The sequence below is a fragment of the Rhizobium sp. J15 genome (genome assembly GCF_002531825.1).
Taxonomy (GTDB): Bacteria; Pseudomonadota; Alphaproteobacteria; order Rhizobiales; family Rhizobiaceae; genus Rhizobium.
The window spans coordinates 94931-116801 of sequence record NZ_NWSX01000002.1 but is presented as its reverse complement, the minus strand read 5'-3'; the positions used below and the strand labels follow the sequence as shown (position 1 = coordinate 116801).

Here is a 21871-nt window from a genome sequence, read left to right as displayed (position 1 = left end):
TCCGTCTCGCTCTCAAATACCTATCGTCTGACGCCCTGCCATATAGCTTTAGCAAGCAGCCGTAAAGGTGCAGTCAGACGTTGCATTGGTGTTCCCACCAAGCAAAAGAACGTCAGGGTATGGCGCAGGTTTCTCGAAGAGCGAATGCTGAAAAGTCGCTCCGTTAAGGTCATTCCTTCCGTTGAGTTCCCGTAGATCGGAGGGGAGATGACGAAACCATCACGAGATACTACCAGCCGCACTCCTTTGCGTCGGAAGCGCATCGACAATTCGTAGTCCGCAAAATAATGTGGCAAGAGCTTCGGTACCAAAGTTCCATACTGTCTGAAGATGACAGCTGGAAATAATGTGCCCCGCCCGGAAAGAGCATCAGGAAAATAGAATTCCGCTGGATCAGTCCGCTCGGCAGCCGAAAGTTCGTCGATGATATCCGTAACCCGTATCCGAGCCACATTGACGCGAGCCCCGATGCTAACAAGCGGCGGCTGGACATTCGCATCATGAATCATGCTGCCAACTGCGGCATCGCCATTCTCCCGACTCGCTCGAACGAGAGCGTCGACATATCCGGGAGCAAAATACGTATCATTGTTCAGGAACAGAATGTAGTCGTCTTCCGAGCAGCGTGGCAGCGCGTATTGCAGGCCACGCTCCATAGCCCCGCCCCAAAATAGAGTGCCGTCACCCTTCAGTTCGACCAGGTCGGGTTGCTCGGCGAGATATTCGGCTGTCCCGTCGGTTGATCCGTCATTTATGATGACAATGACGAGCTTTGCCTCGGTTTCCTGAGCGCGTAGGCACTCCACCATCGTTTGGGTATGGTGCAGCCTGTTGAAGACGGGAACAAGCACGAAAACACTGAAGTTCACTTGCGCCCATCCGCAACGATAGAACCTCTCGCAAGCATCTCTGCGTCGTAGATATAATCATCTGCTTCGTACGGACGGTCGCAAAGTACCGTCACTGTTGAATGTTCCTGGGGAAAGGTCAGCGTCGCGAAGATACCGGGAACGAGGTTGACATATTCGCCTGCGGATAGCTTGATTTCCTCTCTCCGCGTGCCGTCAAACGCGTCGATTTCTATTTGCCCTTGGCCACATATGATGAACTGGGTGCAGGCTTTGTGTGCGTGGGCGCCACGTTGTCCGCCTGTCGGCACATCATGAATCCAGAACATTCGTACCGGCGTAAAAGGAATCTCTTTGGAAAAATCGACCACCCCAAGTGCTCCGCGGGCATCTTTGAATAGGCTGACCTTTCCACGTGTAATCTTATCGAGAGCTGTGCCGGCCATCTCAATGCCTGCCACGGAAGAAATCTTGCACGCTTGTGACAACCCTTTCGATCTCTGCATCTGTCATGGTGACGAAGAGCGGCAGGCTCAGGATTTTTGCTTGAAGATCAAGCGTTACGACGAGCGAGCCCGCAGTGCGTGCACCTTGGGAAAGGCCCGGCTGGACATGCACAGGGAATGGATAGTGAAGCCCTGTCATGATGCCAGCCCTAGAAAGATATTCACGAAGCGGATCACGGGAAGCCGTCTTGACGACGAAGAGATGGTAGGCGTGATAGGCCCCAGGCCGTTCTACAGGTAGCTCGATCGGCAGATCAGAAAGCCGATTCTTATATATTTCAGCGATGCGCCGCCTGCTCTTGACGTCTGTGTCCAACGTCGAAAACTTCACGTTGAGGAAGGCGGCCTGAATTTCGTCAAGGCGGGAACAGCGCCCGAGCGCGAGATCAGAATATTGAGGCTCGCTCCAGCCATAGGTTCTGAGCTTGCGAACGATTTTCAGCCGTTCTTTGCTGCCGCTGACCGCGCCGCCATCGCCAATGGCGCCGAGATTCTTCGTCGGGTAAAAAGAGAAGCAGCCGAGGTCCCCAATCGAGCCCACGGGTCGATCATGGAGTAGCGCACCCTGCGCCTGCGCACAATCTTCGATAAGGACGAGGTCGTGACGTTTCGCTATTGGCTTTAGCCGATCCATATCCGCGGGATGGCCGTAAAGGTGAACGGCCAGAATAGCTTTGGTCCTCGGCGATACAGCCTGCGCTACGCAATCGGGATCGACACAGGCAGTATCTGCCTCGACGTCGACGAACACTGGAGTGGCAAGAACTGCACGAATGGCGGCGACGCTGGGACCTGCCGTATGCGAGGGGACGATGACTTCGTCGCCAGAACCAATGCCGGCTGCAAGCAACGCCATGATCAGCGCATCCGTTCCGCTGCCGACACCGACGACCGGCGATTCGAGACCGAGAGCCCGTCCCATCGTTTCTTCGAAAAAGCGTACCTCGGTTCCATTGATGTAGAAGCCGCTGGCAATGACACGTCTTGCGGCCTCAACCAACTGGTCTTCAAATCGAGCAAGATCGCGTCTCGGATCGGCAAGGCCGACTGTGCTTTCCGTCACTGCGTCCACGAGAAGAAATCTCCCTTCAAAAACGTTCAGTTCCTGCCGACAAACTGGCTGGCCATCCTCGTAAGACCAACGCTGACGTCAGCGTATCTTTTCAAACAGATAGCCCCTGTAAGTGCACTGTTCTACTGCATTTGGCACAAAGGGGCGTTCGTCGTTCAGAAATTCCCGATCAAGCCGATAGCCTTTCGCTTTCATAAAGTCGATAAATTTGAAGCGATTGAGAAACCAGCCTGTGTATTCGGTATTATAGCCATAGCGATGCGGACGCTGCAGCACGACGAAATCGTCCGCATGATCGATGAACGGCATACGACAGACCATTATCCACCGGCTGCCGCTTTCTGCCATCTTCGACAGAAGGCCATAAATATCTCGGCTGTACTGCAGCGAGCTGCTGGCAAAGATCAAATCATAAGATTGCGACAGCGCCTGGTCATCATCGCAAAGAAAGCGAACCTGCGGCAAAAGTGGCCGACCTGCCTCTGCCAAAGTCTCGAGTTCTCGGATTACATAGTCAAAATGAACACCGGGAAACAGCTCGCGTGCAAGTGAGGCATAGTGGCCGATCCCGCCGCCCCAGTCGAGAAGTCGCGTTGCATCGCCGCTTTGTTTTTCAACGACGACCCTACCGACAGCATAGCCGAACGTCATGGTAATGTTATGGGCACTGATATTGATAGCGGCTTCGGGATTGGCCTCGTGAGACTTGCCGAAGGGTTCCGGACTTTGGATAGATCGCGAGAACTCTCGCCACTTCTCGATCTGCGTTGCCACAATCGAAGGATGAAGCCAACCATTGCTTGCGGTCCACCGATCGGCGGGGACGGCTTCCCATTCAGGCCTTTCCCCGGAGACGGCATTTCCCAAAGCTTCTTTGAAAGAGTTGGCATGTCCGACACGATGCTTTGCGGCGCGCAGAAGATCGGCGAGAATTGGCGGTAGTAATCGAACGATCACCTGTCTTGCGTTTGCCATCTCACCCCTCATATTTTCGCGTCAGGCCACCCCGGGAACCCCGGTTCGGGTCGACTGCGTCTAGATCGCTAAAATAAGATTACCACCTAGCCAGGAGCGGATGGCATCCCTTAGCGGATGACTTGTATCCGCCGCAGTCATGAACCCGGCCTTTCTGGCTTGGTAACTGATCTTCCGAATCCGGCTTGCATAATTGGCAAAGAGAAGACGCTTCGCTGATTTTGAAAAATCATATCCCCATGCGGGAATGGCTGCGATATGTGCGAGCCCTGCTACGGATACCGTCCGAAACGCATGATAGTGGAAAAACACGACGGGAGCGTCATCGACTACCGGCTGCGCTGCATCCCCGCCAACCGTGTAGGTTACGAGATTCCACGGCGCAACTCCCCCGCCGAGATTCTTGAGAATGCGTAATCCCGGATAGAGCGATGGCCATTCGTTCAGATATCCCTGGTCACCGCAGTAGCCGTTTTCCGGATCGAGAACACACTTGTCGAGAACCTGCTGGCGCCAGCGGCTCACGCAGCTTCGCGCTTCATCACCGACACGGAACGCGACGAAGCCGACGTTGAAACGACCGGAAGAAGGTTCGTAGTGCAAACGGTCAGCTGAATAGCGATGCTCGTGAATGAGAATTGTGCCGTCATCGGCAAGTTCATCCAGAAGGACCTGTGGAGACCCGAAAAAGAACAAATCGGCATCGACATAGACGACGAGGTCACCGTCTTTGCTTTGATTGACTATATGCGCTGAAAATGCTGGAGCGCACGTCCAGCAGAACTCCCGATGCGGACGGGTATTGCGAGTTGTGATCAGCTCAGCATCGCCCATCATATCAACAGTTAGGACCTTCCATTCTGCACGGCCCATTGTTTGGATCAACGCCGGCACTCGATCGTCCATCGCGAGAATGGTGACCGTCATGTGGCCCTTGAAGCTGGCATGAAGGCTTTCAAGCATGGCCAGCCCGCGTGTCGCGTAGCGCATGTCGAACAGCGTGCAGAAATGAACGGTCATTGCTCGGACACTCAGTCTCTCTCAAACGAAATTAGGAAGTTCCAGTACATATTTGCCGTACTCGCTGTTCTTGTAGCGTTCGGCATGAGAGAGCAGGTCGGTTTCAGAAATCCAGCCCTTTCGGAATGCGATTTCTTCAAGACAGGCGATGCGCAAACCCTGGCGGCGCTGCAGTGTCGCGACAAAGTTGGTCGCGTCAAGCATCGATGTGAAGGTACCGGTATCGAGCCAGGCGAATCCGCGGCCAAGCTGCTCGACATAAAGGTCGCCAATTTCGAGATAGCGCTTGTTGATGTCGGTTATCTCAAGCTCTCCACGTGCCGAAGGCGTAAGTTCATGCGCAAACTGCACGACACGTTCATCATAAAAGTAAAGGCCGACTACGGCGGCGTTAGACTTCGGCTTTTCCGGCTTTTCCTCGATTGCCAAAGCCCGCCCATCGGCGCCGAAGGAAACGACGCCAAAATCTCTCGGGTTCTGAACAGGATAGCTGAAGACCGTCGCCCCTCGCGTCCGGCTGCTCGCGGTCATCAGATGATCCGAAAACCCTTCGCCGTAGAAAACATTATCGCCGAGAACCAGTGCGCTGGGCAAGCCATCCAGAAACTTCTCTCCGATGATGAAGGCTTCCGCTAGGCCGTTTGGATTTTCCTGGACCGCATAGTGCAAACTGATTCCAAAGCGTGCGCCGTCTCCAAGAAGATGCTGGAACAGCGGAAGGTCGCGCGGGGTCGAGATTATTAAAATCTCTCGGATATCGCTCAACAGCAGCGCCGAAAGCGAATAATATATCATCGGTTTGTCGTAGATCGGCAGCAATTGTTTGCTCACCGCCGTCGTCAAAGGTGCAAGTCGGGTTCCGCTGCCGCCTGCCAAAACAATGCCGCGTCTCATGTATCGGCGCCCCCGATGCGCTGTATGGAATATCCTCGGTTGCGGATATAATCCATCCAGCTGCCATTTTCGAGATACCAACTGACTGTCTTTGCAAGACCATCTTCGAAGGCGGTCTCGGGCTTCCACCCAAATAGACGCCCGACATTCTCACTGCTCATGGCGTAACGCGCGTCGTGGCCCGGCCGGTCCGTAACGTGGCTGATGGATCCGGCGTAGGATTCTTGCTTTGGAACAAGCGTATCGAGGATCGCACAGATTGATTTGACGGTATCGATGTTGCGACGTTCCTGTCCGCCGGCGAAATTGTATACGCCTCCAGTTTTGCCTTCCGCGACCACATACTCGAGCCCTCGCGCAACGTCGCCTACATACATCCAGTCGCGAACCTGGTCGCCGGCTCCGTAAACCGGAAGCTGTTTACCGGCCAATGCCGAAGCAATCATATGCGGTATGAGCTTTTCTGGAAACTGACGCGGACCATAGGTATTGGAGGCATGCACGATCGCCGTAGGCAAGCCATAGGTTACCCGGTAGCTCCGTGTAAGGTGATCGCCGGCGGCCTTCGATGCTGCATAGGGCGAATTGGGAGCATAATTGCTTTCTTCGGTGAAGACGCCTTCGCTGATGGAGCCATAGACTTCGTCGGTCGACATCTGGACGAAGAGAAACTCGGCCTTTTCGATCTCGCTTAGCTTGCGCCAGTAAACAAGGCAGGTATCGAGGAGGCTGTGGACTGCAATGACGTTTGTTGTAAGGAAAGGTGTCGCGTTGTCGATCGAGCGGTCCACGTGGCTTTCCGCCGCCAGATTGAAAACCATATGCGGACGAAACTTATATAGAGCATCCGCAATCAGAGCGCTGTCGCCAATGTCGGCGTGCAGAAAGGCATAGTTGTCCTTGTCGGCGAAGCTCCGCGTATTGATGGGGTCACCGGCATAGGTCAAAGCGTCGACATTGACGACGCGATATCCCTTCTCAAGAAGAACCTCGATGAAGTGGGAACCGATAAATCCACAGCCGCCAGTAACAATTACAGTCTTCATTCTGCTCTGCTTTCCGATATCCAAGTCGGCGCTACCTAATGGCATTTACCGCATGTGCCAAGTTCTTATTGCCTCTCCGAGCACCATTTTCAACCGTTCGATCGATCGCTCGCGAACATAGGCTTGAAAATTCTCACTGGGCCATTCGCGTTCCGCAGCCGTTGTTAGACCGGTCAGAATGCGGTCCGAGTTGCCCTCGGGCACAGCGATGCCAATGTCGTATTCACGGATCAGTTGCCCCATCATGTAACGATCACTGACGAGAAGGGGGATATTGAATTCGGCGGCCTTTGTCAGGATATTGCTGGAGCTTGGAAAATTCCGATACACGGCAAAGGCGACGTCGGCTGAGGCGACGATCGAATTGTAGTCGCGTTCATCATCGATGAAGCCATTGTACACGAGAACGTTTTCAGGAGGATTGGAAAAGAAATCCCTGACCCGGCCGGCGTCGTCGCCGAATGCCTCCTCGTAGACCTTGCCGACGAAAGCGAAGAAGAAGCGTTCAGAATCGGCTCTGGGAACGACTTCCAGGAGATCGAGAATGCCCTTGTGCGGTGTGAGCGTTCCGACCTGCAGAACGACCGTTCTGCCAGCTGCCCTCGCGCGGATGCTACGGGCGATGGCGGCCGGTTGTTCGGCGGGCTCGAGATCAGCGACATCAGGAACGACCGTGACAGATAGGTTATCGCAAGCAGAGCGATAGTCCTCCGCCGCTTCGGGGACGAGAAAAAGCGCTCCGCGTGCCATCGGCGTCAGGAGATATTGTTCGGGCCCCTTGCTTCGCAGGCTCTCGCTATTTCTTGGATGGAACAGGATTCCACCCCAAGGCGAAATATCGCCATGCAATGTTTCAAGGCTTTGCTGATCTTCCGCCATCATGTCCAAATAGAGAAAAAAGATCAGCCCCTCGGGAAGATTGCTCCACTCACGAGCAAGATCGATCCTGCCGGGAAACGGCGCAAAAGAGATACGGGGGTTGCTCCGGTTCAAACCAAGAAATGTCCCCACAGCGGGGGATAGTCGCATGATAATGCGTGATAAATACAGGCGAAGCCTGCCATGAATGCCTGACAAACCTTCCTCTGCCAACACCAGGCGCGCACGTGCAATTGTGGAAAGGTTGGCGCGTGGATTGTTGCTACGTGAGCGCAACTCATCATCAAGTGCATCGAATGAAAAGAACCGAAAATTTTTGAGCGCGGTGGGAGTGTTGCGCTTGAGATAGGCGGTTGTTCCACCGTCCGAAGGAGCAAGCAGAATAACCTGATGGCCAAGTTCGGCGAGAGCCCGTGCATAAAGACGAGCATAGGCATCCAAATGGCCGTGACCGGAAATAGGATTGACGAGATAGATAGGGAAGGCTGTCACAAAGCGAACGCTCCGCCTTTCGCGGTATCCACGCTATCTATCGGCTTCCTGCAAATATAGTGGCGCATCGGATAGGTGCCATCCGAGCGGTGATCCGTTAGATCCCGTTCCAATAGACCTCGCTCAACCGAAACTTCGAATCCGACCGAACACAATCGGAAAGCAAAATCGCGCCCATATTGGCGAACGTGATCGTGATGCGTAGAATCCTGCGCGATCCATTCATTCGTCGTAGCGAGATTCATACTTTGTGGGACGGATATATCGAGCACTCCACCTGGCGACAATATTCTGAACATCGACGCCATGGCGCTCAGATCGTCAACTACGTGTTCCAGAACCCGATGACAGATAATCAAATCGAACATACCGGTCGAAAACTGGAGGTTCGTAATATCCTGCGCATAATCTACAGTGCTACTGAAGCCGTCGAGCGTCTCATAGGTGCAATTCAGCTCTTGTTGATGCTCCAGAATATAATGTGAAACTACATCCTCGGGTGCGATGTGCAGTATCCGCTTTCCAGCAATAATGCCTGGATTTTGTCTTAAAAACCAAACGAGGCTATTGCCTCGGACGTCTCCCTGGAAGTTTAGATTGCTTCTGGTAAATGCCAAGAACGGTGGAGACGCCTCGTAGCTATCATCGAACGCCTGGACATCACTTGCGACTTTTTCGCCGTATTGTCGGTCGTCAATGAGGATCAAAGCACGTTCGATAACACCATCGTCGAGATCGCTGATGGCAATCTGCTGATTGACGATCTGCGCTACATCGTCCTCCCCGATCTTTTCGCGCAGTTTCGCCAATTGCCGGCGAACGTGGACGCCACGGGCATTATTCTCGAATACAACAAGCGTATCGTTCAAAAAATCCAGAAACGCATTTGTCTTTTCGAGATTACTTTCAAGCAGAGGATGATAGAAGCGCTTCAGCTCGGGGCATTTTTCCAGCACAGCGCGTATATGCCCTCGCAATATCCTTAAAGCCACATCGTCGAGCGTTTTCTGTTTATCGCAGGCTTCGGTCGTTATTGCGGCTTGGGAAACAATGCCACCGCTCTGAAGGCGTGCCACATTTACGGAAATATTGACGCCGGTCAGCGGAACGGTGACTCCTTTGCGCAACCGCGTGGCGATATCTCTTAACAATGCCGCAGCAGCTCCCCGCAACGGTGATTTGTTCAGCGCGTTCATGATCTAAGATTCACCGACACGATTTTTTCAAACTGCAGCTTGAATGGGCCGCCGTCAGAGGCTTCAAGAATGCGTTTCAGCTCCGGATAAGCGAAGAGCGCATGGAAATCCTCGTCCCACAGGGCGAGTTCCTTGCGACGATCGATGATCGCCATGTGCGCGCATGCCCGCAATTTTGCAAACCCGCTTAGCCGAAGCCGGAGAGCTTCGGAGAATGCGATCTTTGCTGCCGCCATTTCACCCGCGGCAAAAGCATCCATGGCACGCAGATAGGATGTGATGGCTGGGAGCATCTGCTCCGCCCGCTTAGTAAGAGCCTTTGCTCGATCGGAGCGGGAGGATGAGAAAAATCCGCCAAGGTCGTTCAACGCCGATTGCGTATCTTTGTCGATGTCGCCTGCAACGAAGCTTGCGCAAATATCCTTCAGATCATCTCCGAGCCCGAATTGCATGAGGCACCCAAGAACATCCAGTGTGTTTTCGTCACACCCGGCATCGTCAGGAGCCGCTGAGAGAACCATTTCATAGGGGATCGTATTCAATAGTCCGGAGGGATAGACCCGAAACATGCCCAACTCGCGGATGCGAAAACCGGACAGAGGATAGTCTGACGGCTTCAATACGCCTGCCTTGCCATGAGAGTTAAATGATAAGAATATGCCACCTGGCGCCAATATGTCGGCTATCCAGGAAAAATAACCTTTTACAGTTGCAAGATCCATCTCCTGCAGGCTGAAGCTATTGATGATGACATCATATTTATGGTCAATAACAGGCAAGCAACCCGGAAGTCCAAAAGCAAGAGAACCCGGCGCTATGCTTTGGATCTTTGGTCCAGTAATTCTGAGGGGGACAAGGCGAACGTCTCGTGTCGCTGCTACGTAATTGGTTGACAGAAACAAATTTTCTGGAAGGTCGATGATCGTGTAGCTGCCGATCTCCAGCAGTTGATGCAACAGATCGGACACACAACCCCAACCCGCACCAATTTCCAGCACGCTCAGGGTGTTTGCCGGGCTGGCATGATGACGCTGTACGAGGTCCCTTATGCGTATGGCTGTTGTTGCGTTCGTCCAGAAAGCCGCGCTGCGCAAAGCGCCGAAATTCTCGAAGACGAAGGGAGCACCCAGCGAGGATTCGTCCAATTCACCAATCCGGCGAGGATCGACCGTCTGGCGAAATATTTCGCTGGTTCGACGCGCATGCTCCTCTTCCCGGGCAAGTTCGCCTTGCCGTTCGTCGGCCATGCCATAGCCAAAATCTCCTCGTCGAAATGCGAGGAAATCAACCATTGAAGGAAAATTGGATCGCTCACTGAAGATGCCTTCCCAGAATTCAGATGTTCGCCCCCAAACGGTTGCAGCCGATTTCTTTGCCTCGGTGTCGATCAGATCTTGGACCAACGAAAAATTACTCTTCAGCTTCTGGATCGAAGTCATATGCGGCGCCTGTCTCATAAGAACTCAGCCTCGCCCCCTGAAGAGCAAGGTTCCCACTTTTAACTCGCGATCATGTCGGCGATGCGCTCGGCCGTACCAGGCATCATCGGTGCAAATTTCTGCAGCATCGTCTCGCCGATCTGGAAATGGTGATAGTAATAGTTGGTCAAGGCATAGCGGCGGCCGTGGAGCAACGGAGTGCCTCGGTGAACACCGGTCGTATTCGCTAGCACAAGTGTTCCTGCCTTGCCGATAAATGTCTTGGACGAAGCCGCGCCGGAGGCAATCATCTTTTGGACTCGGGCATCCTCGATCCGGCTTTCCGGTGGAACTGGCAGGCGGCCGAGCGCCGAATCGATCGCAACCCGCCATTCCTTGTGGCTGCGAGGAATATATTCAAACGGCCCGTTTTCTGGTGTTACGTCGCAGAGATAGATAATCGCCTTGAACTGGAAGCCGAAGGCGTCGCGATGCCAGCCGTCGCCCGAGCCACGGTTGGTGTCGGTCGCATCAATTCGCGCACCGAGCGTCGCAAAATTATAGAGGCCACAGCCGCCAATAAGTTCCCCCATTGATCGAAGGTATTTATCCTCGTGAAAAAGCCGCGCTGTTTCGCTGACCATTTCGACGCCGAACATCCGCATGTCTGCGCCACCGGAAAACTTCCTCACGCAATCGGGATAAGTGTCGATCGCGCTGTCCATTTCGGTAAGCGCCTTGCCGCATTGCTCAGCTGACCAATAGTTCTCGATAACTGCAACTCCGTCGGAAGCGATACGCTTCACGATGTCCGCAGAATCCGAACGCACGGACATCAGATACGCCGAGAGTTCCTCTGCTTTAACGGGCAGGGCGTGCTCTTGCTGCGACCTTAAGATCGATCTCCAATAGTTCCTGGCGTCAATCCCGTTCTTAATGCTCAACATCATTGCACCCTACGGCTGTACTAGAGGTTTTCTGAAAGCGTAAAACGTAAACCACGTTTCGCGCCAAGCGCCAAACGCATCCACCGGCACCAAGTCGTTGGCCTTGCCGCCGCCTTGCCAATTATTTCGACGGCCGAGAATGTCATAGCCACTCAATATCTCTTCGACCGGACCTACGTTCTCAAACAGAGACGCCAAGCCGGTATGCGTATATCGAAAATAATCACCTGGCGACTCATGATAGCGTTGGGAGAATGGGACAACCGTGATGCAAACGCCACCAGGTTTGAGAATGCGATAAGCATTTTCCGCAGCAATCCAAGGTTGGCGCAGATGCTCGAAGACATTGTTGGAATACACTACGGACGCAGATTCGGGCTTGCAACCTGAACTCTGAAGGAAGCTCGGCGAGCAGATATCACCCCCGAGGATATTACGCTCCACATCGCCCTCAAGATCATTCCCTCGATATTGAAATTTCTGTTCGAACCGTGCCCGGTTTTTTTCGCGCTCCCGTTCATCGAACTTGAAGTTGCCTTGTATGCCAAGCAAATAAGTCAGATCGCCGCTGCCACTTCCGATCTCGAAGAAGAGGCCACTCGGAGTCTGCGTGTCGAAAATAATCCGGCGTGCGTCGATCTCTTTATTAATTCCGGTATTGACGGCAACTTCCCGTTTTTCGAAAGAGCCCAGCTTTACATGCCTGTCGTAAATGAGCCTGCCGCCAGCTAGCTCGATCGCCATTGCTGCTTCTGAATCGGATTTCCGCTGCCGAAGCAAACGAACCGCCCGCAGGAGGTCGATAAGAGTCATCGGTCTCGTACTCCAAGACGGGAAAGAAGTGCTGAAAGGACACCACGCGCACTAAGCCCGGCGGACTGCGCGGGGATCTGATCCGGATCGGGAATTTCGCCGAATTTCAGAAAGAAGCGCGCTGTTGTCTCCGCCGACGCATCTGCGTGGATATGCGAGTAGTATTCCTGCAGCGATATCGGTCCGAGATCGCCATCATGGGTTTTGCGGGCTGCAAAAACGAGAATCGCCTCTGGCGCCATTCTTGTTATGTATTTTCGACCATGGGTTCGATAAAGATTTTGCTCTGCGGGCATTGCGTATGGGGTATCCGCAAATACGAACAGCGATGAAGTCAGAACCTCGAACCCAGCTTTTTTATAAAAAGTCCGATAGAGGTCAGGGCTGATTTGCCAGAATCCATGGTCAAGAAAACCGTTGCTCGGGGTCGCATGGACAACAACACCTCCGACCCTCACAAGCTGTGCAATTGACCTCATTGCTGCTGGTGCGTCGAATATATGTTCCAACGTACCGCTGTCATAGATTACATCGAATTGTCTGCCGATCTTCTGAGGCAAATCAGGATCGTTCAAATCCGCAACGATATCGGCCCCTTCGTAATCGGAAATGTCCAGGGCTGATGTATTCTCAAAACCCAGATTCTGGAAAAAGCCGGCTGAGGTATCAAACGGCTGCCGGCCGATGTTCGCATTTGCCAAATTTGGATGCGTGGTCCAATGATGAAGAAAATGCTCATCCTTAAAATTTAGCGTTGGAACCCCGAGTGTAAGGCAGCTTTTCCTTTCTGCGATCTCTTGTGCAATCCTGCCCAAGACCAGTGCATCGTAAATCAGCATACCCATCAGCGTTTCCTTCTGGCTCCTAGCCATCGTCGAGATGCTGCCCAGAGTGCCCACCCCACTCGATGCTGCTGCGCCGCTGCGGCCGCTCCATCTTCGGGAGAAGCCGTCCGCCGCGTTGATGAAACAGTCTCTGGCAACGGTGAAGTGTGACCTCTCTTGCCCCCCGATATAACGTCCTCCGTTACCCCGGGTGGGTCTTGGACATATCGGCCGAGGGCGATCTCAGGATCAGCTTCATTCAGACATCTAAGGAGATCGTCGTCGCCGCACTTCATCAAAACATCACAAAATTCCTCAATTGAGTATCCTATGCGATTGCCGCCCACCGCTAACCGGTGGTGACGCCCGAGTCGAATATCGAGGCCTATTGGCATGATCGGGTGCGGCGACATGAGCCCTCGGTCCGAGGCTGTGGCAATCTCGCCCAACATCGCATCGATCCTCGCAGCGGATTTTATACTAGAAAATTGATCTGATACCACAGACCAATCGGTCTCATTTGTTTCGGTATATTGCAGAGCGTTAATCACAGCCGCTGGTATGTCTGACGGATTTTCATACTTGAATAAATAGGGTGGCTTATGGAAGCTGGCGGGCAGAATGCTGGCGACGTGCTCGTTCGCCACAACGGGCATGCCGCCGGCCCACGCATAGGCTGCAGTCCTGCAACGGCGCTCTTCCGGAGCCGGATGAAGAAAAATACGGCTATTTCTGTAGAAGAACGATAGAGTCTCGAGATCCAGCGGGAATGGATAATCCCAATCTAAGGTCAATAACGTGAAAAACTGACGCTCCTTCGGTGTGAACATTGCTTCGAAATGTTCGCGAAGGTCGGCTATTCCCGGTAGCTCGGTTTTCTTCTGCGTGGGGCATATAAAAAGAACACGATACATGTGTCCTGTATCGTAAAGCGCGCGGACCGTAGAAAGTAGTTCAGGGATACCTTTAAAGGCAACAGCGCGTGCAACGTATAAAATATCCCAAAACGATTCAGCTGCGCGTGGCTGCAGAAAAAAATTCGGTGAAAAGTTGCACGCATCAAGCGGAATACGTTCGAATGGCGCATTGTCGACCTCTATCAGATCGCCATCGCCAGCCATGCTGAAATCAAAGAGGGAGTCATAACGGAATGAATAGTCGTGCCAGTTATGATGCAAGCCTATGAGATAGCGCTTCTTCAGACGTTCCAGAGCGGCGCGCACACCCGGAGAATTGCGGATGACATTGTCGCGTTCTGGCGTTGTAAATACGACGCAACCCTTTTTATCCCCTTCAGGTGCCTTTAGAAAACAAGCCATATAAATTAAGAAGACCTCAGAAATTCAGGACGTGAACCTGATCGACGTCACCTTCCACCTGATGCACATCCACCGATGTGCATCCAACCTTGTTCAGGAGAAGGTTGTAGTGGTCGAGGGAAAACGAGCGACGCAGATAAGGCACTTGTGGTTCACCATTTCCGACATCCAGCATCCGTAGTTCGACGAGATCAAAGCGTTCGGCCGGAGGCTGGAAAAAGCGGATCATGATCCGGGGTGCCATTCGTTTAGCAGCTTCGAGGGAGGCGCCTGGCGCCTCCAAGGTTTCGAGGACGTGTGAATACAGGACGATATCAGCACTGCCAAGTTCCGCTGCCGGATTCTGAATGTCGCGTTCGAGAAACACAGCTTTATCGTCATCAGCATAGCGTTCGCGCGCAGCCTGAAGCAGCGATGTCGAAAAATCATAGCCCGTGTAACGCAACTGTAGTCCGCGCTCTCGAAAGAAGCGATAAAGATGACCGTTGCCGCACCCGAAATCGGCGAGATGGAATTCAGAACCGCCAAAGATCTCGATTAGCACGCTGGCCATGAGGTGTTTGGAGCGTTCCGAAGGATGGCCGAATCCGTCGAGGTATATCTTTGCAATGTTGGAATCGAATGAAGACCAGCTTTCCTTGACGACAGACATTAATTACCTCTCTTGGCGCCTGGCGAGACGCCTGAGCATGTTATATAGACGGGGGCCTAGAATGAGACGGGCGACACGAAATACCCACTGAGGTAGTTCCAGTGCTCCTGTCGTCTGGGCCGGTGCAGTCGAACGGGATTCAATACGCTCGACAGGCGTTTCCCAATTGTGATGCCGGTAGGGCAGGGCTATAAACGACGTGACCGGCACCATTCTCGAAACGGTAACATCGTTCTTTTCCGGTTCTGGCACTGGTTAGGCCCTCCAACTTACACGCAATACCACCGCAGATTTACCACCGACTAGCCGGACTTCTTAATCAGCCGAGCGATATTGTCCAGTGCCGCGTCTCTCTTGGCAGCAAAAAAGCGGTTTATAATCGCTGGAATGCGGTGTTGCATGCGAGAAATATCCCCATCAAGAAGATTTTTGACGGCGACCTTCGCTTGATCAAAATCATGAACTTCTACTGCGACACCCATGGCCTCCAGATCGGGGGAGTAGCGGGGTGCGCCCGTGATATTGACGATAAGTGGTACCACATGGCGTCCTAAGGCTTCGATCAACGTTGTTGAGAAGAATGCGACCGCGAGCTCGGACCGATCAAGCACTTCCTGCAGCGGCATATCGCGGGCGGGGCAGAACACGATGTTCTCAAAGCTGCCGATCGCTGCCAATTCCTCGGCGTTGAGCGGGCCGGCGGGATGTTCTCGGACGAGAATTTCACGATCGGGCCAAGTGGCTGCACACCAGCGGACGAAGTCGAGCATTCCGATCCAGGCAGACTTCGTGATTAGCAGGGAATCCTTTTGAAGGAAAATGGAAATCCCGCGCGCGGTTGGGTCCGTCTTTCTTTCCAGAGGTGCGATCATATGGCTTCCGGTGACCGCAAATGGTTGCCTCCGATTGAGGGGGCGCAGCATGCGGGCAAATTCCTCGCCCCAAACGCAAAACATGTCGAATTGCATGCGACGAAAACCATTATGAATGACGGGTGACCAACCCTGCTGAATGCCGATACTGGGCACGCCAACGGATTGCGCCGCACGCGCCAAAATTTCGTCGTCGGGATTGTTACCCTCAGCGACAACAACCGTCGCCGGCGACAGCTCGCGAAGAGCCTCGACGAAGTGATCGTATCTTCGAAGGCTCGCATCCCAGTTCGCCAACGGGCCAATGATCGGTGACTGCGCTTCCACGCCAGGGCCGGTGGGGAAGCGCTCGACGCGGCTGCCTTGTGCAACGAGATCATCTACCCATGGCTGGTTGTCCGGAACTAGCCATATGGGATCACTGCCGGTCCGCTGCATGATGGGTAAAAGATACAAGTAGAATCGTCGCGACAGGGCAAGTGCCACAACGGGACTTTTCTTTTCGCGTCGAACGCGTCCGTTTGGTTGCCTGTTCCGCGCCCGCCTACAAGCGCGCAGGTCTTGAAGGCGCTCCCGAACAAAAGCTTTCCAGCCATCCAGCGTTGTCAACGGGTTTCGATAGCGACCGGACATGTGCTGGAACACCCAATTCGCAACGGTCGAAATAGGAATGGCGTCTGGGTGATCGGGCAATGTCTCGCCGGCGACGTGCCGATCAAAAGCGTTCCGTAGATCGGCGTCGTTGATCAGCCGGAAATAGAGTTCGATCGCAATGACACGGCCGAAATCGGCCCCTCGATAGCGTAGGGCGCGAAATCCAGTATGCCTGAGAGCCGAAACATGTGCTTCGATCGCTTCAATTAGAGCAGATTGAAAGCGGTAGGCCTTAGGATCGACAACTCCGTTACGCGCAGGTTTATTCCCCACGTTTTTTCTCTGCGTCAAGATCGTGCAAGACCATTTCACGGATCAGTTCTTCAAAGGATTTTCGGGCGCGCCATCCGATTTCGCGCTCGATAAAGTGTGGGTCCCCGCAGAGTGGTATAGGCTCCAGCGGCCGGAAAAATCGCGGATCCTGTTCGATACAGTCTGCGGGATCAAGATTGAGAACGGAGCAGGCGGTCTCGACCAACTGCCGGACGCTTCTGATTTTGCCCGTGGCGACAACATAATCTGCCGCCGTGCTATGCTGCAAAACGCCCCACATTGCCTCGACATAGTCTGGAGCATACCCCCAGTCTCGCAGGGCGTCGAGATTTCCCAGACTTACGTGTTGTTGCCGACCTAGCGCCACTCTTGCCAAGCCGCGGGTAACCTTGCGCGAGAGAAAAAACGGTTCCCGGCGGGTTGATTCGTGATTGAACAAGATTCCTGTGCAGGCGAAGCCGCCAGTTGTCGTACGGTACCGCGCGACAAGATCGGTTGCTGCGAGTTTCGCAAATCCGTAGAGAGAGCGTGGATTGCGAGCGCTCAGTTCAGTTTGTGGCGTCTGCACGGGATTGCCGAAGATCTCGGACGTGCTGGCAAGAAAGAAGCGGTTGCCGGGACGATCGCTCACTGCGTCGAGGAGGGCTTTGGTGCTGCCGAAGATCGCATGATAGACATCAGAGCTGCCTGTGACGTTACTATCGACGCGACTGGGACCGCCAAGATGATAAGTTTCATCTGGTGCAACTGATCGGCAAATACCGGCAATCCCTGTAATGTCGCGCAGGTCAGCACCGTGAACGACGATCTTCGAAAGAAGCAATTGAAGATATTCAGGCATCAGCGTTTGATGTGCCAGGCGCTCGGGCCTGACAATACCGTGCACTTCATATCCCTTCTGCAGAAGCAGTTCAGCAAGATAGGAACCGTCCTGACCGGTCACGCCCGTTACAAGTGCACGGATCGCCATGGTCAGTGTTCTCCGATCACAGAATTCCTTCCAGCCGATCGAGCGCAATCCAGAATCCCTCACCGGCATTCTTGTGCCCTTGCCAGATCTCCGGAATAAAGGAAATACCGGGGCTAAGTTCGGCCAAGCGCGCGCCTAGCCGGACAAAGTCAATCTCCCCTTCGCCGATCTGCAGGCCTTCACTATCTACGCCGGCGGCGTCGACGATGTGCAAATGGCCGGTTACAGGCGCCAACAGCTCGATATATTCGTCAAAAGAGCGTCCCCGGTGGTTGGCGGCGAGTTTGGAATGCGAAACATCGAAGCAAATTCTGAGCCCGGTGCTTTTCGCGAATTCCAGCGTATCTTCGGGATCGACGAACAGATTGCAATGCAACTGTCCACCGAGATACCACGGAAATGGTGGCAATGTTTGCGGCATGATCTCCACGCCTGTGCTGTCGACGCGTAGAAGGGAGTCCGCGACCCGTTGATAGAGCTCCGGAATACGATCCTTGGGAACAGCTTCATCGCGGGACATGCCGCCGAGGCTCACCACAAGCGGTATCTTTCCTGCATTGGGGAACCAGCGTCTCAGGCTTCGCGCAGCATCGATGGCTGATTGCAGGTGGCCGATCGAGATTTCTCGATATTCCTCGTCATCGGCCGCCAGATTCAGAATGTGATCATTCGCAAAGAGGTCCGGGCTATGGACCACGAGTCCGGTCTGGACTTCGGTGTCAAAAAAACGATCGAGATCGGCTTCGATATCCTTGTACGAAAGATGGAATTCGATGAAATCCATCGGCAGTCCCTGATGAAGTTGCCGCCAGTCATGGTAACGAACAGGGATACCCCAAGGGCGCTTGAACGAGAAAGCCCTCGGTCTGACAATCGCATCCTGCAAATCCGTCGGATAGAAGAAGTCACCCGCATCGATCTTGCGGTTCGAAACACGGCCGACAAGCTCGTTTATGCGATTGGGCTGCAGCCCTTTCCCAGGGCTTGTAATCGACACCATCGAAGCATCGATCTTTGTTCCTTCGGCTATGTCACAGGAGGCAACAAGGCTCTTGGCGAGCACTTCGCGGTTCATCATTTCGCCGACAGAAGGTTCCCGAACAGCGGATGTTCCGAGAGCAGCTTCTATCTCGCGAATTGCCGTCACCATATCCTTGAATTCGCCGGGTTCGAGGCTCACTTTATGGTCGTTTCCGACCATGTTCCGGTCCAATGTAATATGCTTTTCAATGATAGAGGCACCGCGAGCGATCGCGGCGATCGGGACCGAATAACCTCGCTCATGTCCTGAGTAGCCCACGATGGCGCCCGAAAGCTTTGCCAACCGATCCATGTATCTGAGATGCACGTCTTTGAAAGGCGCCGGATAAGTCGAATTGCAATGGAGCAGCGCAAATTGCGCGCCTGCTCGACGCAATTCACCAACGCTTTCCAAGATTTCGGCTTCGCGTGACATGCCTGTTGACAGGATCATCGGCTTACCAGTGGCCGCTACGGCGCGGAGTAACTGATGGTTGGTGAGATCGGCCGATGCGATCTTGAAGGCCTCTACGCCCCAGGCGGCTAGATAGGCAACGCTACGCAGATCCCACGGCGTGCAGAGGGGGACGATGCCGCGCGAGCGGGCGTAATCGAGAATCTCGCCCATTTGTTCATTCGTAAGATTGGATCGGGCGAGCACTTCGAGCGTATACTGCGCGCCAAGGTCGGCGCTTGCATCGTCGGATTTTCCATTGTTCCGGTAGAGTGACTGCAGGTCGCGAAGCTGAAACTTGGCGCAATCGGCGCCAGCCTCTACTGCGCAGTCAACGAGCTGTTTGGCGACGGCAACGCTGCCATTATGGTTTACCCCGATCTCAGCAATAATGAAGCTGGGCTGGTCAGGACCAATTTTCCGCCCCGCAATCTCGAAGCCATCGTCGGTCTGGGCCAACGCAATCGCCGTCACCTTTGCATGCGCATCGATCAACGGCACGAACTTAACCTGGCCGTTAAACAGCCCGATAAGTAGTTCCGTCGGGCTGTCATCGCGAGCGCTGACTGCCGACCGGTTGCAGATCGACAACACGGGTTGATCGAGCTCGATGCGCGGAGTTGCCGATATCCATCGCCGGAAATCTCCGTCCGTGAGTATACCATCCAGATGACCTGTGGGGCTAAGGCAAAGAACAAAGCCCCTTTTATTCTTCGAGATCTGGGTAAGCGCCTCTGTAATCGAGGCGTCGGAAAGTACGGCGTATTTGGAGATGTTCCTGTCGATGATCATAGCATACCTGTCGAGCGAAGCGCGGCTTCCGCCAGCGTAAGGTCGTCAATCGTATCGATGTCGATGCTCTCAATCGCAGACATCTGATAAATTCCAATCTTTCCACCCAGGCGACATTTGTCGCGCGTGAGGATTTCCGTCCGAGTTATATATATGGAACCATTCTCCTCATAGAGCCCGTCTTCCTCCGCAACGTCTTGACGACGTGGTCGATTGCGAAAATCGTAGTGCGCGTGGGCGTCTGTGGGGTTTTGCCAAAGGAAGGGATGGATCTCGCGCGCCGATACGACACTGTCGCCGCCGGTGTTGAAGAGAGTCCGGATGGAGCGTTCGACAGACCCTGGCTTGCGGATAGGGCAGGTGGGCTGAAGAAGAATGACAAAATCTGGATTATAGCCCGTTTTTGCCAACGTTTCGACCGTGTGGATCATCGCATCTTCTGTTGAAGATGTATCCGTGGAAAGGTGCTCGGGTCGCAGGAAAGGCACGTCCGCTTTATAGCGACGCGCGACGTCGGCTATCTCGGCGCCATCTGTCGACACAACGACTCGATCGATGGAGGTTGCTTCCAGGGCTTGCTGAATGCTCCATGCAACCAATGGCTTATTGCCCAGAGGCAGAAGGTTTTTGCGAGGGATGCCCTTGGAGCCGGCCCGTGCCGGTATGATTGCAAGTATTTTCACGTCGGAACCTAGTCTGTCAATATCAGAGCTCAACTGTATCCCAAAGGCCGGGGGCGACGATATGGCCTAGCCGCTCCCTTCTGTAACCTCGGTAAGCAGTATTTTCGGATAGCTCCTCGATGGTGAACTGTGTAGAGGCGGGCACCTCCAATAAGAGGTCTGTCATCGTGCCGAGATAAGTCGCAACCGAATAGCCGCCTGCCTTCAGCGAACCCGGTGAAATATGAAAAGATGCGCGATATCTGCCGGGGTCGCGGCGAATCAACGGCATTTCCAAGCCGTCGGTATCGAAACTGGAGAACAGTTCGATCATATTGCGCGAGAGGACGATACATAGTTGCAAGGTCTCAAGCGGTTTATGCACCTGATATTCGAAGTTTAGGACAATCTCATCGTTGAGATCGAAAACGGTTTCCGGCGTGCCATCCGATTTCGTCACAGCGATGCGATTCAAGCTGACGCCGTCACCGTGGTAGCCGGTTTCATTCTGGGTCGTGGAACTCTCAGCAATCAGCTTGGTGTATTCCTCGATCGTCTCGCTGACGCCTCCCGACTTTACCATCCTTCCTTTGTGAAGAAGGACAGCCGAGTTGCATAGCTCGTTGATCGATCCGATATTGTGGCTGACGAAGAGGACTGTCCGGCCACTCCTCATCAGATGATTGATCTTCACCAGACACTTCTTTTGGAAAGCGGCATCGCCGACGGATAAGACCTCGTCGATGATCAGGATTTCCGGATCCAGATTAGCCGCAACCGAAAATGCCAACCGCGTGTACATGCCGCTGGAGTAACGCTTTACCGGCGTGTCTATGAAAATGCCGATTTCAGAAAATTCGACAATTTCATTGAACTTCCTCTCGATCTCGCTTCGTGCCATGCCGAGAATGGAGCCGTTGAGGAAGACATTTTCACGACCGGTCAGTTCAGGGTGGAAGCCAGTTCCCACTTCAAGTAGCGAGCCGACGCGGCCATGAATGGTGGCCGAGCCACTGGTCGGGTCCGTTATGCGCGATAGAATTTTCAGCAGAGTGCTTTTACCCGCTCCGTTGCGACCAATAATCCCTGTGACCTGTCCTCGAGGGACTTCGAAAGAGACGTCCTTAAGCGCCCAAAGATCTCTCGTTGTTTGTGCAGTCGAACGAGGCTTGAAAAGCGATGTCAGCGACGACAGCGCACCTCCACTTGAGGCGGTTTCGCCCAGCCGATAGTATTTAGACAGGTTATCGACCGTGATAACTGGATGCGACAT

General features: G+C 53.8%; 20 protein-coding genes. All 20 read right to left on the bottom strand.

The genetic code is table 11. From position 1 onward, the window contains the following. Nucleotides 1-20 precede the first annotated feature (20 nt). A complete protein-coding gene (locus CO670_RS02540) occupies nucleotides 21-869 on the bottom strand; it encodes a glycosyltransferase (RefSeq protein WP_097588839.1) in 849 nt (282 codons plus the stop codon). Then, nucleotides 866-1309 (bottom strand): FdtA/QdtA family cupin domain-containing protein, encoded by a 444-nt coding sequence (locus CO670_RS02535; RefSeq protein ID WP_176538860.1) that lies wholly within the window; start codon nucleotides 1307-1309, stop codon nucleotides 866-868. Before CO670_RS02535 ends, CO670_RS02540 begins: the two co-directional genes overlap by 4 nt. Then, on the bottom strand, nucleotides 1296-2426 hold the full coding sequence (locus CO670_RS02530; RefSeq protein ID WP_176538859.1) for a DegT/DnrJ/EryC1/StrS family aminotransferase: 1131 nt from the start codon (nucleotides 2424-2426) through the stop codon (nucleotides 1296-1298). The genes CO670_RS02535 and CO670_RS02530 overlap by 14 nt, the downstream gene beginning before the upstream one ends. A gap of 78 nt (nucleotides 2427-2504) precedes the next feature. Next, nucleotides 2505-3401 (bottom strand): methyltransferase, TIGR04325 family, encoded by an 897-nt coding sequence (locus CO670_RS02525; RefSeq protein WP_176538858.1) that lies wholly within the window; start codon nucleotides 3399-3401, stop codon nucleotides 2505-2507. Nucleotides 3402-3461: 60 nt separating this feature from the next. Then, nucleotides 3462-4421 (bottom strand): hypothetical protein, encoded by a 960-nt coding sequence (locus CO670_RS02520; RefSeq protein ID WP_097588835.1) that lies wholly within the window; start codon nucleotides 4419-4421, stop codon nucleotides 3462-3464. Nucleotides 4422-4442: 21 nt separating this feature from the next. Continuing rightward, nucleotides 4443-5315: a glucose-1-phosphate thymidylyltransferase RfbA gene (gene rfbA, locus CO670_RS02515; protein ID WP_097588834.1), complete on the bottom strand. Its 873-nt coding sequence runs from the start codon at nucleotides 5313-5315 to the stop codon at nucleotides 4443-4445. Continuing rightward, entirely contained in the window at nucleotides 5312-6361 is a 1050-nt protein-coding gene (gene rfbB / locus CO670_RS02510) for a dTDP-glucose 4,6-dehydratase (RefSeq protein ID WP_097588833.1), read from the bottom strand. The genes rfbA and rfbB overlap by 4 nt, the downstream gene beginning before the upstream one ends. Before the next feature lie 45 nt (nucleotides 6362-6406). Then, nucleotides 6407-7732 (bottom strand): glycosyltransferase, encoded by a 1326-nt coding sequence (locus CO670_RS32440; protein ID WP_141502224.1) that lies wholly within the window; start codon nucleotides 7730-7732, stop codon nucleotides 6407-6409. Next, on the bottom strand, nucleotides 7729-8928 hold the full coding sequence (locus CO670_RS02500; protein ID WP_097588831.1) for a methyltransferase domain-containing protein: 1200 nt from the start codon (nucleotides 8926-8928) through the stop codon (nucleotides 7729-7731). Before CO670_RS02500 ends, CO670_RS32440 begins: the two co-directional genes overlap by 4 nt. Next, entirely contained in the window at nucleotides 8925-10367 is a 1443-nt protein-coding gene (locus tag CO670_RS02495; protein ID WP_176538857.1) for a putative sugar O-methyltransferase, read from the bottom strand. Before CO670_RS02495 ends, CO670_RS02500 begins: the two co-directional genes overlap by 4 nt. Before the next feature lie 59 nt (nucleotides 10368-10426). Next, nucleotides 10427-11182, bottom strand: coding sequence for a phytanoyl-CoA dioxygenase family protein (locus CO670_RS02490; protein ID WP_176538856.1), 756 nt, complete (start codon nucleotides 11180-11182; stop codon nucleotides 10427-10429). Between the two features lie 120 nt (nucleotides 11183-11302). Further along, nucleotides 11303-12106 (bottom strand): class I SAM-dependent methyltransferase, encoded by an 804-nt coding sequence (locus CO670_RS02485; protein ID WP_097588828.1) that lies wholly within the window; start codon nucleotides 12104-12106, stop codon nucleotides 11303-11305. Further along, complete coding sequence (locus tag CO670_RS02480) at nucleotides 12103-12951, bottom strand: methyltransferase domain-containing protein (RefSeq protein WP_097588827.1); 849 nt, start codon at nucleotides 12949-12951, stop codon at nucleotides 12103-12105. Before CO670_RS02480 ends, CO670_RS02485 begins: the two co-directional genes overlap by 4 nt. After that, nucleotides 12951-14249: a glycosyltransferase gene (locus tag CO670_RS02475; protein ID WP_141502220.1), complete on the bottom strand. Its 1299-nt coding sequence runs from the start codon at nucleotides 14247-14249 to the stop codon at nucleotides 12951-12953. Before CO670_RS02475 ends, CO670_RS02480 begins: the two co-directional genes overlap by 1 nt. Before the next feature lie 16 nt (nucleotides 14250-14265). Continuing rightward, nucleotides 14266-14901 carry a class I SAM-dependent methyltransferase gene (locus tag CO670_RS02470; protein ID WP_097588825.1) on the bottom strand — a complete coding sequence of 212 codons (636 nt, stop codon included), beginning with the start codon at nucleotides 14899-14901 and terminating at the stop codon, nucleotides 14266-14268. 302 nt (nucleotides 14902-15203) lie between these two features. After that, the gene (locus CO670_RS02465) at nucleotides 15204-16700 is read right to left on the bottom strand and encodes a hypothetical protein (protein WP_141502218.1); all 1497 of its coding nucleotides are present in this window, start codon (nucleotides 16698-16700) and stop codon (nucleotides 15204-15206) included. Next, complete coding sequence (locus CO670_RS02460; RefSeq protein ID WP_176538855.1) at nucleotides 16690-17670, bottom strand: GDP-mannose 4,6-dehydratase; 981 nt, start codon at nucleotides 17668-17670, stop codon at nucleotides 16690-16692. The genes CO670_RS02465 and CO670_RS02460 overlap by 11 nt, the downstream gene beginning before the upstream one ends. A 16-nt stretch (nucleotides 17671-17686) precedes the next feature. Beyond that, on the bottom strand, nucleotides 17687-19936 hold the full coding sequence (locus CO670_RS02455) for an N-acetylneuraminate synthase family protein (protein ID WP_097588822.1): 2250 nt from the start codon (nucleotides 19934-19936) through the stop codon (nucleotides 17687-17689). Beyond that, nucleotides 19933-20619 (bottom strand): acylneuraminate cytidylyltransferase family protein, encoded by a 687-nt coding sequence (locus CO670_RS02450; RefSeq protein ID WP_097588999.1) that lies wholly within the window; start codon nucleotides 20617-20619, stop codon nucleotides 19933-19935. The genes CO670_RS02455 and CO670_RS02450 overlap by 4 nt, the downstream gene beginning before the upstream one ends. Nucleotides 20620-20641: 22 nt before the next feature. Beyond that, nucleotides 20642-21871, bottom strand: a complete 1230-nt coding sequence (locus CO670_RS02445) for an ABC transporter ATP-binding protein (RefSeq protein ID WP_097588821.1) — start codon at nucleotides 21869-21871, stop codon at nucleotides 20642-20644.

Coding starts and splice junctions, on each gene's coding strand:
- CO670_RS02525 (WP_176538858.1), bottom strand. CDS start 3,401: ATGGCAAACGCAAGACAGGTGATCGTTCGATTACTACCGCCAATTCTC.
- CO670_RS02520 (WP_097588835.1), bottom strand. CDS start 4,421: ATGACCGTTCATTTCTGCACGCTGTTCGACATGCGCTACGCGACACGC.
- rfbA (WP_097588834.1), bottom strand. CDS start 5,315: ATGAGACGCGGCATTGTTTTGGCAGGCGGCAGCGGAACCCGACTTGCA.
- rfbB (WP_097588833.1), bottom strand. CDS start 6,361: ATGAAGACTGTAATTGTTACTGGCGGCTGTGGATTTATCGGTTCCCAC.
- CO670_RS02500 (WP_097588831.1), bottom strand. CDS start 8,928: ATGAACGCGCTGAACAAATCACCGTTGCGGGGAGCTGCTGCGGCATTG.
- CO670_RS02495 (WP_176538857.1), bottom strand. CDS start 10,367: ATGACTTCGATCCAGAAGCTGAAGAGTAATTTTTCGTTGGTCCAAGAT.
- CO670_RS02490 (WP_176538856.1), bottom strand. CDS start 11,182: ATGTCCGTGCGTTCGGATTCTGCGGACATCGTGAAGCGTATCGCTTCC.
- CO670_RS02485 (WP_097588828.1), bottom strand. CDS start 12,106: ATGACTCTTATCGACCTCCTGCGGGCGGTTCGTTTGCTTCGGCAGCGG.
- CO670_RS02480 (WP_097588827.1), bottom strand. CDS start 12,951: ATGGGTATGCTGATTTACGATGCACTGGTCTTGGGCAGGATTGCACAA.
- CO670_RS02475 (WP_141502220.1), bottom strand. CDS start 14,249: ATGGCTTGTTTTCTAAAGGCACCTGAAGGGGATAAAAAGGGTTGCGTC.
- CO670_RS02470 (WP_097588825.1), bottom strand. CDS start 14,901: ATGTCTGTCGTCAAGGAAAGCTGGTCTTCATTCGATTCCAACATTGCA.
- CO670_RS02460 (WP_176538855.1), bottom strand. CDS start 17,670: ATGGCGATCCGTGCACTTGTAACGGGCGTGACCGGTCAGGACGGTTCC.
- CO670_RS02455 (WP_097588822.1), bottom strand. CDS start 19,936: ATGATCATCGACAGGAACATCTCCAAATACGCCGTACTTTCCGACGCC.
- CO670_RS02445 (WP_097588821.1), bottom strand. CDS start 21,871: ATGTCGCATCCAGTTATCACGGTCGATAACCTGTCTAAATACTATCGG.